The 15,356-nt window shown below is 61.9% G+C and carries 10 protein-coding genes and 1 tRNA gene; 5 read left to right on the top strand and 6 right to left on the bottom strand.

Annotated elements, in window-relative coordinates:
- The first annotated feature begins 2 nt into the window (after window positions 1-2).
- A complete protein-coding gene (gene betA, locus NKJ93_RS09875) occupies window positions 3-1,655 on the top strand; it encodes a choline dehydrogenase (RefSeq protein ID WP_023718434.1) in 1,653 nt (550 codons plus the stop codon).
- Between the two features lie 57 nt (window positions 1,656-1,712).
- Window positions 1,713-3,176, top strand: coding sequence for a betaine-aldehyde dehydrogenase (gene betB, locus NKJ93_RS09880; RefSeq protein ID WP_023718435.1), 1,464 nt, complete (start codon window positions 1,713-1,715; stop codon window positions 3,174-3,176).
- On the opposite strand, the gene NKJ93_RS09885 is transcribed toward betB, so the two are convergent.
- Both NKJ93_RS09885 and NKJ93_RS09890 read right to left on the bottom strand, forming a co-directional pair.
- Window positions 3,140-5,410, bottom strand: coding sequence for an AGE family epimerase/isomerase (locus tag NKJ93_RS09885; protein ID WP_023718436.1), 2,271 nt, complete (start codon window positions 5,408-5,410; stop codon window positions 3,140-3,142). The two genes, betB and NKJ93_RS09885, sit on opposite strands and share 37 nt — an antisense overlap.
- A gap of 15 nt (window positions 5,411-5,425) precedes the next feature.
- A complete protein-coding gene (locus NKJ93_RS09890) occupies window positions 5,426-6,940 on the bottom strand; it encodes a phosphomannomutase/phosphoglucomutase (protein ID WP_502899438.1) in 1,515 nt (504 codons plus the stop codon).
- 205 nt (window positions 6,941-7,145) lie between these two features.
- Here NKJ93_RS09890 and NKJ93_RS09895 point away from each other — a divergent pair.
- Window positions 7,146-7,222: transfer RNA gene (locus NKJ93_RS09895), tRNA-Pro, on the top strand.
- Window positions 7,223-7,292: 70 nt separating this feature from the next.
- On the opposite strand, the gene NKJ93_RS09900 is transcribed toward NKJ93_RS09895, so the two are convergent.
- From NKJ93_RS09900 to NKJ93_RS09915, 4 genes are all read right to left on the bottom strand, one after another.
- Window positions 7,293-8,912 carry an ABC transporter ATP-binding protein gene (locus tag NKJ93_RS09900; protein WP_352588789.1) on the bottom strand — a complete coding sequence of 540 codons (1,620 nt, stop codon included), beginning with the start codon at window positions 8,910-8,912 and terminating at the stop codon, window positions 7,293-7,295.
- A gap of 1 nt (window position 8,913) precedes the next feature.
- Window positions 8,914-10,032 carry an ABC transporter permease gene (locus NKJ93_RS09905; RefSeq protein ID WP_023718439.1) on the bottom strand — a complete coding sequence of 373 codons (1,119 nt, stop codon included), beginning with the start codon at window positions 10,030-10,032 and terminating at the stop codon, window positions 8,914-8,916.
- Window positions 10,025-10,948 (bottom strand): ABC transporter permease subunit, encoded by a 924-nt coding sequence (locus tag NKJ93_RS09910; RefSeq protein ID WP_023718440.1) that lies wholly within the window; start codon window positions 10,946-10,948, stop codon window positions 10,025-10,027. The genes NKJ93_RS09905 and NKJ93_RS09910 overlap by 8 nt, the downstream gene beginning before the upstream one ends.
- A 166-nt stretch (window positions 10,949-11,114) precedes the next feature.
- Window positions 11,115-12,707, bottom strand: coding sequence for a peptide ABC transporter substrate-binding protein (locus NKJ93_RS09915; protein ID WP_023718441.1), 1,593 nt, complete (start codon window positions 12,705-12,707; stop codon window positions 11,115-11,117).
- Window positions 12,708-13,080: 373 nt separating this feature from the next.
- Here NKJ93_RS09915 and NKJ93_RS09920 point away from each other — a divergent pair, with 373 nt between their 5' ends.
- Window positions 13,081-13,560, top strand: a complete 480-nt coding sequence (locus tag NKJ93_RS09920; RefSeq protein WP_084642568.1) for a TadE family protein — start codon at window positions 13,081-13,083, stop codon at window positions 13,558-13,560.
- A gap of 1 nt (window position 13,561) precedes the next feature.
- Entirely contained in the window at window positions 13,562-15,346 is a 1,785-nt protein-coding gene (locus NKJ93_RS09925; protein ID WP_023718443.1) for a pilus assembly protein TadG-related protein, read from the top strand.
- Window positions 15,347-15,356: the final 10 nt, after the last annotated feature.

A 15,356-nucleotide genomic window follows, 5' to 3' on the forward strand; every position in this document is an offset into this window, starting at 1 on the left:
CCATGCTTGAAGCGGATTTCGTCATCATCGGCTCCGGCTCGGCCGGCTCGGCCATGGCCTACCGGCTGTCGGAGGACGGCAAGCATTCGGTGATCGTCATCGAATATGGCGGCAGCGATATCGGGCCGCTGATCCAGATGCCGTCGGCGCTGTCGATCCCGCTCAACATGAGCCTCTACGACTGGGGCTTTGCCAGCGAGCCGGAGCCGCATCTCGGCGGCCGCGTGCTGGCAACGCCTCGCGGCAAGGTCATCGGCGGCTCATCCTCGATCAACGGCATGGTCTATGTGCGCGGCCATGCCCGCGACTTCGACCATTGGGCCGAACAGGGCGCGGCCGGCTGGGGCTTCGCAGACGTGCTCCCGTACTTCAAGCGAATGGAGGACAGCAATGGCGGCGAGAATGGCTGGCGCGGCCATGGCGGCCCGCTGACTGTGCAGCGCGGCTCGCGGACCAATCCACTCTACGGCGCCTTTGTCGAGGCAGGCCGTCAGGCCGGTTTCGAGCTAACCGATGATTACAATGGCGCGAAGCAGGAAGGTTTTGGGCCGATGGAGCAGACCATTCGTGGCGGTCGCCGCTGGTCGGCGGCGAGCGCCTATCTCAGGCCGGCACTCAGGCGGAAAAATGTCAGCTTGGTCAAGGGGTTCGCCCGACGGGTAATCATCGAGAATCAACGCGCCACCGGAGTCGAGATCGAAGCGCGCAAGCGGATTCAGGTGATCAGAGCGCGGCGTGAGGTGATCGTTGCCGCGTCCTCGATCAACTCGCCCAAGATCCTGATGCTGTCCGGCATCGGCCCCGGCCAGCACCTCAAAGAAAACGGCATTCCGGTGATTGTCGACCGGCCCGGCGTCGGCCGCAATCTGCAGGACCACATGGAACTCTACATCCAGCAGGAATCGACAAAGCCGATCACGCTGAACTCCATCTTGAACCCGTTCTCGAAGGCATTGATCGGCGCGCAGTGGCTGTTCTTCAAGTCCGGCCTCGGCGCCACCAATCATTTCGAGGCGGCCGCCTTTGTGCGCTCGCGCGCCGGCGTCGATTATCCCGATATCCAGTATCACTTCATACCGGCAGCAGTCCGCTATGACGGCAAGGCGGCGGCGAAGGCGCATGGCTTCCAGGCGCATGTCGGGCCGATGCGGTCGAAGTCGCGCGGTTCGGTCACGCTGCGCTCGCCCGATCCCAAATCGAAGCCGGTGATCCGCTTCAACTACATGTCGCATCCGGACGACTGGACGGAGTTCCGCCACTGCATCCGGCTGACCCGTGAGATCTTCGGGCAAGCGGCCTTCGATCCTTACCGCGGCAAGGAACTGTCGCCGGGTTCGCACGTACAATCGGACGACGAGCTCGACGCCTTCATCCGCGACCACGCCGAAAGCGCCTATCACCCTTGCGGCACCTGCAAGATGGGCCGTGCCGACGATGCGATGAGCGTCGTCGATCCGGAATGCCGCGTCATCGGCGTCGAAGGGCTGCGGGTCGCCGATTCCTCGATCTTCCCGCGCGTCACCAATGGCAATCTCAACGCGCCGTCGATCATGACTGGCGAGAAGGCCGCCGACCACGTTCTCGGGCGCTCGCCGCTGGCGCCGTCCAACCAGGAACCATGGATCAATCCGCGCTGGCAGGCGTCGGACAGATAGGCCATGATCCGGCGGACGCACATTCCGCCTGCCGCGAAAGACGATTGGAGAACAGTCATGCGCGCCCAGCCAACGGCATCGCATTATGTCAACGGCCGCTATATCGACGACGAGCGCGGCGCGCCGCTGCCGGTCATCTATCCGGCGACCGGCGAGACCATTGCCATGCTGCGCTCGGCGACGCCGAACGTGCTTGAACTCGCGATCGAAGCCGCGCGTGCGGCACAGCCGGCCTGGGCACGGCTGAAGCCGGTCGAGCGCGGCCGCATACTGCGCCGTGCCGCCGACATTTTGCGCGCCCGCAATGCCGATTTGGCGCGTATCGAGACGCTCGACACCGGCAAGCCGATCCAGGAGACGCTGGTTGCGGACGCCCCTTCGGCGGCGGATTGCCTCGAATATTTCGGCGGCGCGGTCGCCGCCTTTAATGGCGAGGCCGTCGATCTCGGCGGTCCCTTTGCCTATACCAGGCGCGAGGCGCTCGGCGTCTGCGTCGGCATCGGCGCGTGGAACTACCCGATCCAGATCGCCGGCTGGAAATCCGCACCCGCCCTCGCCATGGGCAATGCGATGGTGTTCAAACCGTCGGAAAACACGCCGCTTTCAGCGCTGGCGCTCGCCGAAATCTACACCGAGGCCGGGCTGCCCGACGGGCTGTTCAATGTCGTGCAAGGTTTTGGCGATGTCGGCGCCGGCCTTGTCGGCCATGAGGTCGTCGCCAAAGTCTCGGTGACCGGCTCAGTGCCGACCGGCCGCAAGGTGCTGTCGCTCGCCGGCTCGAAGATGAAGCACGCGACGATGGAGCTCGGCGGCAAGTCGCCGCTGATCGTCTTCGAAGACGCCAACCTCGAAAACGCCATCGGCGGCGCGATGCTCGGCAATTTCTATTCGACCGGTCAGATCTGCTCCAACGGCACACGGGTCTTCGTGCAGCGCAGCATCCATGACCGTTTCGTCGAAAGGCTGACCGAGCGGACCAAGAAAATCCGCATCGGTGACCCGCTCGACCAGGACACGCAGATGGGGCCGCTGGTCTCGAAGGCGCAGCACGACAAGGTCGTCTCATACATCGAGGCCGGCAAGCAGGATGGTGCGGTGCTCGCCTGCGGCGGCAATGTGCCTTCGCTGCAGGGTTTTCAGGGCGGCTTCTTCGTCGAGCCGACGGTGTTCACCGGTGTCACCGACACGATGCGCATCGCCCGCGAGGAGATTTTCGGGCCTGTCATGAGCGTGCTGAAGTTCGACAGCGAGGACGAGGTGATCGAGCGCGCCAACGACACCGAATTCGGCCTCGCTGCAGGCGTGTTCACGCGCGACCTGGCGCGCGCCCACCGTGTCATCGCCGAATTGCAGGCCGGCACCTGCTGGATCAACGCCTACAATCTGACGCCGGTCGAAATCCCGTTCGGCGGCTTCAAGCAGTCCGGCATCGGCCGCGAGAATTCGCTCGCGGCATTGGCACTCTATTCGCAGCTAAAGTCGGTCTACGTCGAGACCGGTGATGTCGCCAGCCCGTACTGATCCTTGCGGGCCGTACCGTCCAGATACTGCGTCAGCGCACAGACCAGATGGTAGAAGATGCTGGCCGGCACCTCGCTTGCCAGCGAGCGGCCACGCTCGTCGATGCGGTCGATCCACAGGCCGAGCGGTGCCGGATTGATGTGCCAGCGGAACAGCCGGCCGACACGCGCCTCGATTTCCGGCTTCAGGTCGGGACCGCCCGAGCCGTCCAGCGCGATCGCTGCCTTGATTGCTTCGGCCTGCGGCCAACTGCGCGAGACGCGGTCGAGCGGCAGCCCTTGCCGCGAGACGGCGCCGTAGGCGAGGCCTGTGGCGCGGTTCAGGCCATTGGCAATCGCCGACGCGTAGAGTTTCCTGGCGAGGCCGGTCAAGCCGCTTTGGCCGCTGCGGCCCGCGAAGTCGACCAGCAGCGAGGCCCATTCGAAATGATGGCCCGGTTCGGTCCACGTGCCTTTCTCGCCAGGGGCTGGCCGCCATTCATTGTCGAAATACTCACCCAGCGTCCAGCTTTCCGGGTCGAAGAAATGGCTGCGGAACAGATCGACGATGCGCGCGGCGCGGCGAAGATAGGCGCGCTCGCCGGTCGCCTGATGCCAGGCCAAAAACGCCTCGAGCAGATGCATGTGCGGGTTGGAGCGGCGTTCGCCCTCGCCGCTCGAGGTCTCGCGGAAGCCGGTCAGGCGTTCGTCCTCGAGATGCGCGTCGATGAACGCAAAGGTCTCCTCGCCAAGCCGCAATGCATCCGGATTGCCGCACATATGGGCATGCGCCAGCGCCAGAAGCACGCAGGAATGGTCATAGGCATCCTCGGCGGCATCGGCGACGGTGCCGTCGACGTTGAGCGTGCGCACCCAGCCGCCATTATCGGTGCGGCCGTTCCTGGCCATGAATTCGAGGCCGTGGCTAATCAGCCGATCGGCCGGGCCGTTCCAGCCGCGCGCCTTGGCGACGGCGAAGGCATAGATCTGCCTGGCCTGCGTGCGCATGCGCTTGGGTTTCATCAGCGGGGTGGCGTCGAAACCGAGCGCCTCATGGAACCCGCCATGGCGCTCATCGACGCCGATCGTCGACCACAGCGGCACCGTCTCCTCGAACAGCCAATGGTGCACGCGGCGTTGCCAGGCGCCGCTTTCGATGACGCGATCGTCGGCGGGCGTGAACCTGGTCTCCAGGCGGCCGCTCTTTTCGAGCTGCTCGACGATCTTCTTGACGTTCTGGCTGTGGCTGACCGGCGCGACGAAAGTGGCGTCGGCGGTCGAGACGATGGCGACGTCCTTCAGGCCAATGGCCGACAGCAGGCGGCCGTCGCTGCGGATATAGGAGTTCTCGCAATCGATGGCGACGACGTCGCCGACAATGACGTTGCCCTGCTTGTCGGACGGCCCGACATCGAGCAGCGATTGCCAGGAACCGAGATCGTTCCAGCGAAAGCCGGCCGGCACCATGGCGATGCCGCTGGCGCGCTCCATGATCGCATAGTCGATCGATGTCGAAGGGATGGCGGCATAGAGCTCCAGAGGCATGTAGAGGCCGGAAAGATCCGATGTCGCAGCCTGGTAGGCAGCCTCTGTGGCGCTCCAGATGTCTGGCTGGAAAGCCATGAACGCGTCGCGCATGGCACTGGCGCGAAACAGGAAGATGCCGGTGTTCCAGTAGAAATTGCCGGCCTCAAGATAGCTCTGCGCGGTGGCGAGATCGGGTTTTTCGACGAAACGCGAGACATCGCAGATGCCATCGCGCTCGCCGGCCACCTCGATGTAGCCATACCCGGTCTCCGGTTGGGTGGGCTTGATGCCGAACACCACCAGCCTGCCTTCGCGCGCCGCCGCCGTGCCGGCCTCGACGCTCCGCCAGAATTGCTGCGCGGTCGCGATCTCATGGTCGGACGGCACCACCAGCACCAGGCTGTCGCCGAATTCGGACAAAGTGCGCAGGCTTGCCAAAGCGACGGCCGCGGCAGTGTTGCGTCCGGTCGGCTCGAACAGCGGGCCGCCGCCGGAAAGCTCGTGGCCGGCAATGTCGGCATGAACGCGGTCGGCGTGCCTTTCCGAGGCAATCAGGAAAACCGGCGTTTCGCCTTCCGGCCGCGCAGTCAGCCGGCGTAGCGTCTTGGCCAGCATCGAGCCGTCGCCGGAGAAATCATGGAACTGCTTGGGATTGTCCTCGCGCGACAGCGGCCACAGCCGCGAGCCGATGCCGCCGCTCATCACAAAACTGACGATCCGTTCGGTCATGAAAATAAGTCCCGCTCAAAAGGTCTGATTGTAGGCGCCGACTTCCGGGCTGCGGCGCAGCACCGCGTCGACGGCTTCGAACATCTGGCGACGCCGCTCGGACGATACCGGGCTTTCGACCACCACCACAAGCTCCGGCTTGTTCGATGATGCCCGCACCAGCCCCCAAGTACCATCCTCCGCCACGACCCTGACGCCGTTGACGGTGATCAGCTCGGCGATCTTCTGGCCGGCGAAGACTGCGCCCTCGTCCTTCATCTTGCGAACATCGCCTACGACCCGCTCGACGACGCCGTATTTGAGCTCGTCGGCGCAGTGTGGCGACATGGTCGGCGTGCCGAACGTCAGCGGCAGATCGCGGTAGAGGTCGGCCATGCTGCTTTGCGGGCTGCGATCCAGCATCTGGCATATAGCAATGGCCGTGACCAGGCCATCGTCATAACCGCGGCCGATCGGAGGATTGAAGAAGAAGTGGCCCGATTTCTCAAAACCGGCGACAGCGCCGAGTTCGGCGACGCGCCGTTTGATGTAGGAATGACCGGTTTTCCAATAGTCGGTGACCGCGCCATTTTCCCGCAACACCTTGTCGGTCATGAACAATCCGGTCGACTTGACGTCGACGACGAAAGTCGAGCCGGGATAGAGGTGTGAGATGTCGCGCGCAAGCATGACGCCGACCTTGTCGGCGAAGATCTCGTTGCCTTCATTGTCGACCACGCCGCAGCGGTCGCCGTCGCCGTCGAAGCCGAGCCCGACATCGGCGCCAGTTTCCAGCACCTTGTCGCGAATGGCGTGCAGCATCTTCATGTCTTCGGGGTTGGGATTGTAATTCGGAAACGTATGATCGAGCGCGACGTCGAGCGGAATCACCTCGCAGCCGATCCTTTCCAGTGCCTCGGGAGCGAAAGCCCCGGCGGTGCCGTTGCCGCAGGCGGCCACCACCTTGAGCTTCCTCGAGATACGCTTTCCCGCTGTCAGATCGTCGAGGTAGGTTTTGCGGAAATCCGCAACGAAGTCATAGGAGCCGCCACCGACAAGGTCGAAATCGCCTGAGAGCACGATCGCCTTCAGCGCGCTCATCTCCTCCGTACCAAAAGTCAGCGGGCGCGCCGCGCCCATCTTGACGCCGGTCCAGCCATTCTCGTTATGCGAGGCGGTGACCATGGCGACGGACGGCGTGTCGAGCGCGAATTGGGCGAAATAGGCCATCGGCGACAAGGCCAGCCCGACATCCTTGACCCGCGCGCCGGCGGCCATCAGCCCGGAAACCAGCGCCAGCTTGATGGCAAGCGAATAAGAGCGGAAATCGTGACCGGTGACGATGTCGGGTCCGGCACCCAGACGGCGGATCAGCGTGCCGAGCCCCATGCCGAGCGCCTGGACGCCGATCAGATTGAGCTCCGGCGGCTCGTTCGAACCGGGATGGCCAAACCACCAGCGCGCATCATATTCGCGAAACCCGGATGGCTTGATCAACGCCGAGGTTTCGAACTCAAAAGTGTTTGGTTTGACATCGCTAACGATCTTCATCGACAAGGCTGCAACTCCAGGCGGCTGAATCAGATGCTTCGAGGCAAGTGGACGGTTACCTAGAAGCCCCTTTAAGCCGTGTTTGTGCGACAGGAAACTGAAACCTGTATGACGTAGCGGCTAAAGCGAAAGAAATGCGACGGAAGCGCTGCCATTGGCGCTTGCAGTAACCAAATGCGGCGGCTATAAGCCCGCGGTCTGGTCACGGAGTGTAGCGCAGCCTGGTAGCGCACATCGTTCGGGACGATGGGGTCGCAGGTTCAAATCCTGCCACTCCGACCAGAAAAAACAGCGGCTTAGCTGTTCTTGTTCCCGAAACAACCACCTTCCGCCGCAGTTCTGACCAATCGCGCTATGCGCTCAGGCGAAATCGCGTCACATCGATGGCCGCGGCCATCAGTGTCTGCGTATAGGTTGCCTGCGGATTGCTGAAGATCGCCTCGGACGGCCCCTCCTCGACGATCTTGCCCTGCTTCATGACGATGATGTAGTCGGCCATGGCGCGCACGACCGCGAGATCGTGGCTGATGAACAGATAGGACAGTTCGTGGTCGGCCTGCAGCTTGCGCAGCAATTCGACGATCTGCTTCTGCACGGAGCGGTCCAGCGCCGAGGTCGGCTCGTCCAGCACCACCACTTTCGGCTTCAGTATCATGGCGCGCGCAATGGCGATGCGCTGCCGCTGACCACCGGAGAATTCGTGCGGATAGCGGTTGCGCGTGTTCGGGTCGAGCCCGACTTCGAGCAAGGCATCGACGGCGCGGAGATCGCGCTGCCTGCCCGACAGATTGGGCTCGTGGACCAGGAGCCCTTCGGTGATGATCTGGCCGACGGTCATGCGCGGCGACAGCGAGCCGAACGGGTCCTGGAAGACCAGCTGCAATTCGCGCCGCAGCGGCCGCATCGCCTGGCGGTCGGCGTGGGAGATGTCGCGGTCGCCAAGCCGGATGATGCCGTCGCTGGGCAGGAGCCGCAGCAAGGCGCGGCCGAGCGTCGACTTTCCCGAACCGGATTCGCCGACGATGCCGATGGTCTGGTTGCGCTTCAGCCGGATCGAAATGCTATCGACAGCGCGCAATATCAGCGGTTCTCCACCAAGAAAGCCGCCGCCGATCTTGAAGGTCACTTCGACGTTCCTGCCTTCGAGCAGGACGGGGGCATTCGGAGGCGGCGGGGCCTTGGTGCCGGTCGGCTCGGCGGCAAGCAACATCTTGGTGTAGGCGTGCTGCGGGTTGACGAAGATCGCTTCCGCCTCGCCCTCCTCGACGACCTCGCCATAGCGCATCACATAGACCCGGTCGGCAAAGCGCCTGACGATTCCGAGATCGTGGGTGATGAAGACGATCGCCATGCCGAGCTTGCGCTGCAGTTCGGCGAGCAGCATGAGGATCTGCGCCTGGATGGTCACGTCGAGCGCCGTCGTCGGCTCGTCGGCGATCAATATGTCGGGGTCATTGGCCAGCGCCATGGCAATCATGACGCGCTGGCGCTGACCGCCCGACATCTCGTGCGGATAGGATTTCATCCGCCGCTCCGGATCTGGAATATGGACCAGCCGCAGCAGCTTGAGCGCCTCTTCGCGCGCCTCGGCGGCGCCAAGCCCGCGATGCTTGCGGATCGGTTCGATCAACTGGCTACCGATCGAATAGAGCGGGTCGAGCGAAGTCATCGGCTCCTGGAAGATCATGCTGATCTTGCGGCCGCGGATCTTGTTGAGCTCGGGCTTGCTCAGGGTCAAAAGATTGCGGCCGCGGTAGTCGACGCTCCCGGTGGCTTCGCCGTTCGAGGCCAGCAGGCTCATCGCCGCCATCATCGTCTGGCTCTTGCCGGAGCCGGATTCGCCGACGACGGCTACCGTCTCGCCTGATTTAACATGGATATTGATGCCCTTCACCGCCTCCACCACGCCGTCGATCGTGCGGAAGCGGACGCGAAGATCCTTGACGCTGAGAATGGTTTCGGAAGCAGCCATCTCAACGATCCCTCGGGTCGAGCGCGTCGCGCAGCCCATCGCCGACGAAATTCAGCGCGAACAATGTCGAGACGAGAAAGAAGGCCGGGAACAAAAGCAGCCAGTTGGCCGAGCCGATATTCTGGGCGCCGACCGAAATCAGCACGCCCCAGCTGGTCATCGGCTCCTGGACGCCGAGCCCGAGGAACGACAAAAAACTCTCCAGGATGATGACCTGCGGCACCAGCAGCGTCATGTAGATCACCACCGGCCCGAGCAAATTGGGGATCACATGGCGCAGCAGAATGCCGCGCTGCCCGACGCCCATCGCCTCCGCCGCCTGGACATATTCCTGCCGGCGGATCGATAGCGCCTGTCCGCGCACGATGCGCGCCATGTCGAGCCACAGCACGGCGCCGACGGCCAGGAACATCAGCACGAAGTTCCTGCCGAAGAACACCACCAGCATGATGACGAAGAAGATGAACGGCAAAGAATAAAGCACGTCGACGATACGCATCATCACCTCATCGACCCTGCCGCCGGCAAAGCCGGCGGTGGCGCCATAGAGCACGCCGATCACCACCGCCACAATGCCGGCAAGCAGGCCGATGGCCAGCGATATGCGCCCGGCCATCAGCGTTCGCGACAGGAGATCGCGGCCGGTATTGTCGGTGCCGAACAGGAAATATTGCTGCTTGATCGATGCACTCATCACCATTTCGAGACCGTCCGGCGATTTGCTCTCGATCTTTGTGTCATCGAAGGTATCGGAACGATCAAGGTAGCGAATGTTGCGGTCGTCGATCGGCTTGGACGATCTGACGGTAACGAACACACGGCTGCCCTCCTGCCGCCACTCCTTGATGTCGACGCGCATACGCCTGATCGCCTCGTCGAGAGCGCCTTCGATCATGTCGGCCTTTGGATAGGCGGAGAAGCTCGGCGGCGTGCGGACATAGTCGCCATAGATGGTGGTGTATTGGTGCGGCACGAAAGAGGGTCCAAACACGCTGATGACGGCGATGAAGGCAAGATAATAGAGGCTGAACATGGCCGCGCGGTTGGCCTTGAGGCGCGCCCACGCATCCCCCCACAGGGATCGGCCGACGACCGGTGCTGCAACTGCGATATCAGTCATAGCGCACCCTCGGATCAACGACACCATAGAGGACGTCGACGATCAGGTTGAAGACAATGGTGAAGAGCGCGATGACCACCACCGTCCCCATCACCAGTGTGTAGTCGCGATTGAGTGCGGCAACGACAAAATGGCGGCCGATGCCCGGGATAGAGAAGATGGTCTCGACGATGATCGAGCCGGTGAGAAGGGCTGCGGCCGCCGGACCGGTGAAGGAGACGATCGGCAGGATGGCGCCGCGCAGCGCATGCTTGACGACGACCGACCAGTTCGACAACCCAAGCGCGCGGGCGGTGCGGATGTGATGCGAGTGCAGCGATTCGATCATCGAGCCGCGCATCAATCGAGCGACGATGGCGATCTGCGGCAGAGCGAGCGTCAGCACCGGGCCGACCTTATTGATGACGGCTCCATCGCCCCAGCCGCCGATCGGCAGCAGCTTCCAGGTCAATCCGAATACAAGCTGGATCACCGGAGCGATGACGAAGGTCGGAATGGTGCTGCCGGCGGTCGCCAACGCGATCACCGAATAGTCGGCAAGCTTGTTCTGGTTGAGCGCGGCAACAGTGCCGAGCACGCTGCCGAGAAGCAGCGCCAGAACGAGCGCCGAAGCGCCGAGTTGGATCGAGATAGGCAGGCCTTCCCTGAACAACTCGCCGACGGTGAAATCCGGCATGTTGTAGCTGGGGCCGAAATTGCCGCGCAGAAGATTGCCTAAATAATGGAGGTACTGCAGCCAGAGCGGGTCGTTGAGCCCGAACTGGGCTTCGAGATTGGCCCTGATCTCGGGGCTCAGGCCCCGCTCCTGGTTGAACGGGCCGCCCGGCGCGACGCGTATCAGGAAGAACGCTATGGTCACGATGACGAACAGCGTCGGGATGGCGGTCAGCAGCCGCCGAAATACGTAACGCAGCATCGGTGCCCCGCTTGATCCAGAGCAGCGCGCGTCCAACTGGACGATTGCGCTCTAGCCTTCAAATCTTCGCACCGACATTGTCGAAAATCGAATCCGGTTCCCGGGCCGATGCGATGGCAAACCAGCGCCGCCGCGCATCGAGTTGCGCGGCGGCCTGGCTAAGGGATCAGTCCTTGCTGATGAAGCGGGACGGATGGATGTCCATCACATTGTCGTCGAAGCCGTGCAGCTTCGAGGAAACGATGTCGTGGTAGCTGTAGTAGAGAAGCGGGATGTTACCGACATCGTCGACGAGGATGCGCTCGGCCTTGGCGAGTTCCTTCATGCGCTCTTCGGGCTTGCCGCCGGCGGCGGCGGCCTTGTCCATGGCCTCTTCGTATTTCGGGCTGACGTAGCTCGAATAGTTGTTGCCGCTGGCCTTGCGGGTGATGCCAAGGAAGGTTTCCGGATCCTTGTAGTCGGCGATCCACGCGGCACGCGCCACATCATAGTCGCCCTTCTGCTCAAGGAAGGAGTAGTGGGTCTTGGTATCGGTGTTGAGCAGCGTGACCTCGACGCCAAGCGGCTTCAGCTGTTCCTGGATGGCGACAGCGGTGTTCTTGTGGTTTTCCGAGGTGTTGTAGCGGATCTGCATCTTCAACGGATGCTCGGGCGTATAGCCGAGCTTCTCCAGGATTTTCTTGGCTTCATCCTCGCGGTCGATCTGCGGCATGTCAGCGTATTTGGCCAGTGCCGGCGTGTAGCCCTCGATGCCCGGAGGCACCATCGAATAGCCGGGCAGCATCGAATTCTGCCAGACTTTTTCGGCGAGAAAGTCGCGATCGATCGCCATCGAGATGGCGTTGCGCAGTTCGACATTGTCCCACGGCGCCTTGTCGGTCTTGATCGCATAATAGTAGGTGCCGAGATATGGCCCGACACGGACCTGGTCGCCGAATTTGGACTTGAGATCGGCGAGCTGTTCCGTCGGCAGGTCACCGTAACTGTCGAATTCGCCGGCCTCGAAGCGCTTCATCGCAGACGAGCGATCCTCGGTCGGGATGTAGTTGACCACGTCTAACTTGACGCTGGCGGCGTCCCAGAATTTCGGATTCTTCACCAGCTTGAGATGGTCGTTGGGAATCCACTCCGCCGCTGTAAAGGCCCCGTTGGAGACCAGCTTGCCTGCCTTGATCCAGTCGGCGCCAAGCTTTTCGATGGACGCCTTGTTAACCGGAAAGGTCGCCTGATGGGTCAGCATCTCCAGGAAGTAAGGCGTTGGCGCCTTGAGGGTGACTTCGAGGGTATTTGCGTCAATCGCCTTGACGCCCATATCCTCCGGCTTTCCCTTCTTGGTGTTGACTTCCTCGGCACCCTTCACCGGATAGAGCATGGAAGCGTATTCGGCAGCGGTGGCCGGATCTTCCAGCCGACGGAACGAATAAACGAAGTCGTCCGCCGTCACCGGGCTGCCATCCGACCAGAGGCCGTCCTTGCGCAGCTTGAAGGTGTAGACAGTGCCGTCGTCGGACACCGTCCAGCTTTCGGCTGCGCCCGGAATGAGGTTCGTCTTCTGGTCATGCATGACGAGGCCCTGGAACAGGTCGCGTATGATATCGGCTTCGTAGACCGTCGAGGTCTTGTGCGGATCGAGCGTCTCCGCTTCGGCGGCGGCTCCGCGGTTGTAGACGGTTTCGGCGAAAGCCGGCGTGTAGAACGTACCGGCGGCCAAGACCATGGTCGTGGCGAGTACCGTCGCCTTCAGCACATGTTTCAGCATGGAGTTCTCCCTAATGACGTCGCCCTTCAGCTACGTCTCTAAGTGTTGACGCCCCGAAACCGATTGGCTGGTTCCTTTCGAGCGCGCAGCCGGTTCCCTTTCCGGCAGCTGGTGGCCAAACAGTAACGTGGAGATTTTTTATTTCAACAGACTCTCGGGGTCACCCAAAGTAAGGGGGCCGGGGCAGCCGCTTTGCGAACCGCCAATCAATGATCGAAAGCATGAGTTTGGCTGGGTTTCCTGGCCAGAACGCCGATAATCTGGCTGATCATTTCAGTTTACCGGAATGTATTAATTGGTTCTTAGGCAACCAAGGGTTACAAATCCCGATGGGTTCGGCACATCGACCTTTATGGTCCAACGGGCAAGGGCAATGAACAAGATAGACAGTAATACTGTCACATTAAAGCGTAAAATATTGCGCCCAATAAGGGCAAATCTACGCAAAATTGGAGAAGAATCCGGAACTTCCGCGGTCGAATTCGCCCTGCTTTCCCCGATCTTTATCCTGCTCGTACTCGGAATGGTTGCATATGGTATCTATTTTGGTGCAAGCAACTCGTTGCAGCAAATCGCCGCCGATGCCGCCCGTACTGCAATTGCCGGATTGAACCAAACCGAGCGCCAGGCGCTGGTGGCGGGTTTCGTCAAAAACAATGCCAGTGGATACCCGTTCGTCGATTCCGGCAAGCTGACCTATCAGGCGACGGACAGCACGGCCGACGGAAATCAGTTCGTCGTGTCGATCCAGTACGATGCCAGCAACCTGCCGATCTGGAACCTGTTGCCCAGCCTTGCGATGCCGCAAACCACGATCTCGCGCAGGTCTACCATCAGGATTGGAGGCATTTGAAATGTCGCAGTTCTTGCTGAGGGGCATCGGGCGGATCGCTCGCTCCATCGTTGGCGACAAGAAGGCGAACTTTGCCGTCATGACTGCGCTGATAGCGCCATTCGCGCTGGGGCTGGCGGCCTTCGCTGTCGACGAAGGTTCGATCTACACGGAGCGCAGGGAAGCCCAGGCGATGACCGATCTGGCGGCGATCACCGCGGCGTCGAACATCAACAATATGGAAGCCGCGGCGGTAACCACGCTCAGTGACAACCGAATGCCCGGCATCATTGTTCAAAAGCCGGGTGAGACAATCGTTCCCACGGTTGGGAAAACCGTCGTGTCCGTCACCGGCGGCCGATACTCAGCGGCGTCCTCGGTCGGGGTCGACAAGCGCTTCGAAGCCGGTAAAACGCCTTACAACGCCGTTCGCGTCACTCTACACAAAATCCCCGCCCGGTATTTCGCCAGTTCGCTCATCCCTACTCCGGTTGTCGGCACCGAAGCCATTGCCAGCATGACGCCGCAAGCGATGTTCTCGGTCGGATCCAGGCTTCTCAGCGTCAACGGCGGCATCCTCAACGCGCTTCTCAGTAAGCTGCTGGGCGGAAACATCTCGCTCAGCGTCATGGACTACAACGCGCTGATTTCGGCCGACGTCAACGTGCTTTCGTTCGTCGATGCCCTTGCGGTGCAGTTGCAACTGACCGGCGTCAGCTATTCCGAAGTGCTGGCCTCGAAAGCGACGGTAGGCCAGATCGCGACCGCCATGGCCAATGCTTCGGGGACGGGCAGCGCCAGCAAACTTGTCCTACAGACAATCGCGTCGAGGGCTACCAACACGGCCAAGATACCGCTCAATCATCTTGTCGACCTTGGTTCGATCGGCAAGCTCGGCCTCGGACAAAAGTCTCCAGGCTTTTCCGTCGACGCAAGCGCGATGGGCATGCTGGGTGCCGCCGCCTCGCTGGCCAATGGCTCAAACCAGGTCCAGGTCGATCTCGGCGCCACTATTCCGGGACTTACCTCCACCACGCTCGCCGTCGCCATCGGTGAACCGATGCAATATTCACCCTGGCTGGCCGTCGGGGAAAAAGGCACCGTGGTGCGCACTGCGCAGACACGAATCAAGCTGGTCACCACAGTCGGCATCGGCAATTCCAATCTCGGCGGCGGCATCAGTCTGCTGTCCGTCAACCTGCCTCTGCATGTCGAAGTCGCCTATGCGGAAGCCAAACTAACCGACATCAGCTGCCCGACGGGCCGGCCGGATAGCATCAAGGTCTCGATCGCCGCGCAGCCTGGCGTGGCCTCGCTGCACCTTGCCGCCAGCGACGCCGACAACAACCCATCGGCCTTCGCCGATTTCAGCAATCCGCAATCGTTCTCCGATGCCACGATTGCACAGGTAAGCGTGAAGCTCCTGCTGCTCACCCTCAATCTGCTCGATGTGAAGGGTTCTTCAGCACTTGCGATCACCAACAACGATCCGACCACATTGACGTTCGACAGCACCGATATCGCCAACAAGACGATAAAGACGGTTTCGACGAAGAACCTGACGCAATCGCTCACCACGTCACTGGTCAGCGGGCTGTCGCTCTCGGTCAATGCGCTGGGCCTCGGGCTGGACGTGACGGCTCTGCTCGGAACGGTGAAGCCGGCGGTGGTAACGGTTCTGAACGGCGTGACGGCGCCTGTCGACGCACTGGTTTATAATGTTCTTGCAGCGCTTGGCGTGCATGTCGGCGAGGCCGATGTCCGGGTTGTCGGCGCGACTTGCGGGCGCTCCGTACTCGTTCAATGAGATCAAATAG

Origin of the sequence: Mesorhizobium sp. M0028, assembly GCF_040323855.1 — a bacterium.
GTDB lineage: Bacteria > Pseudomonadota > Alphaproteobacteria > Rhizobiales > Rhizobiaceae > Mesorhizobium.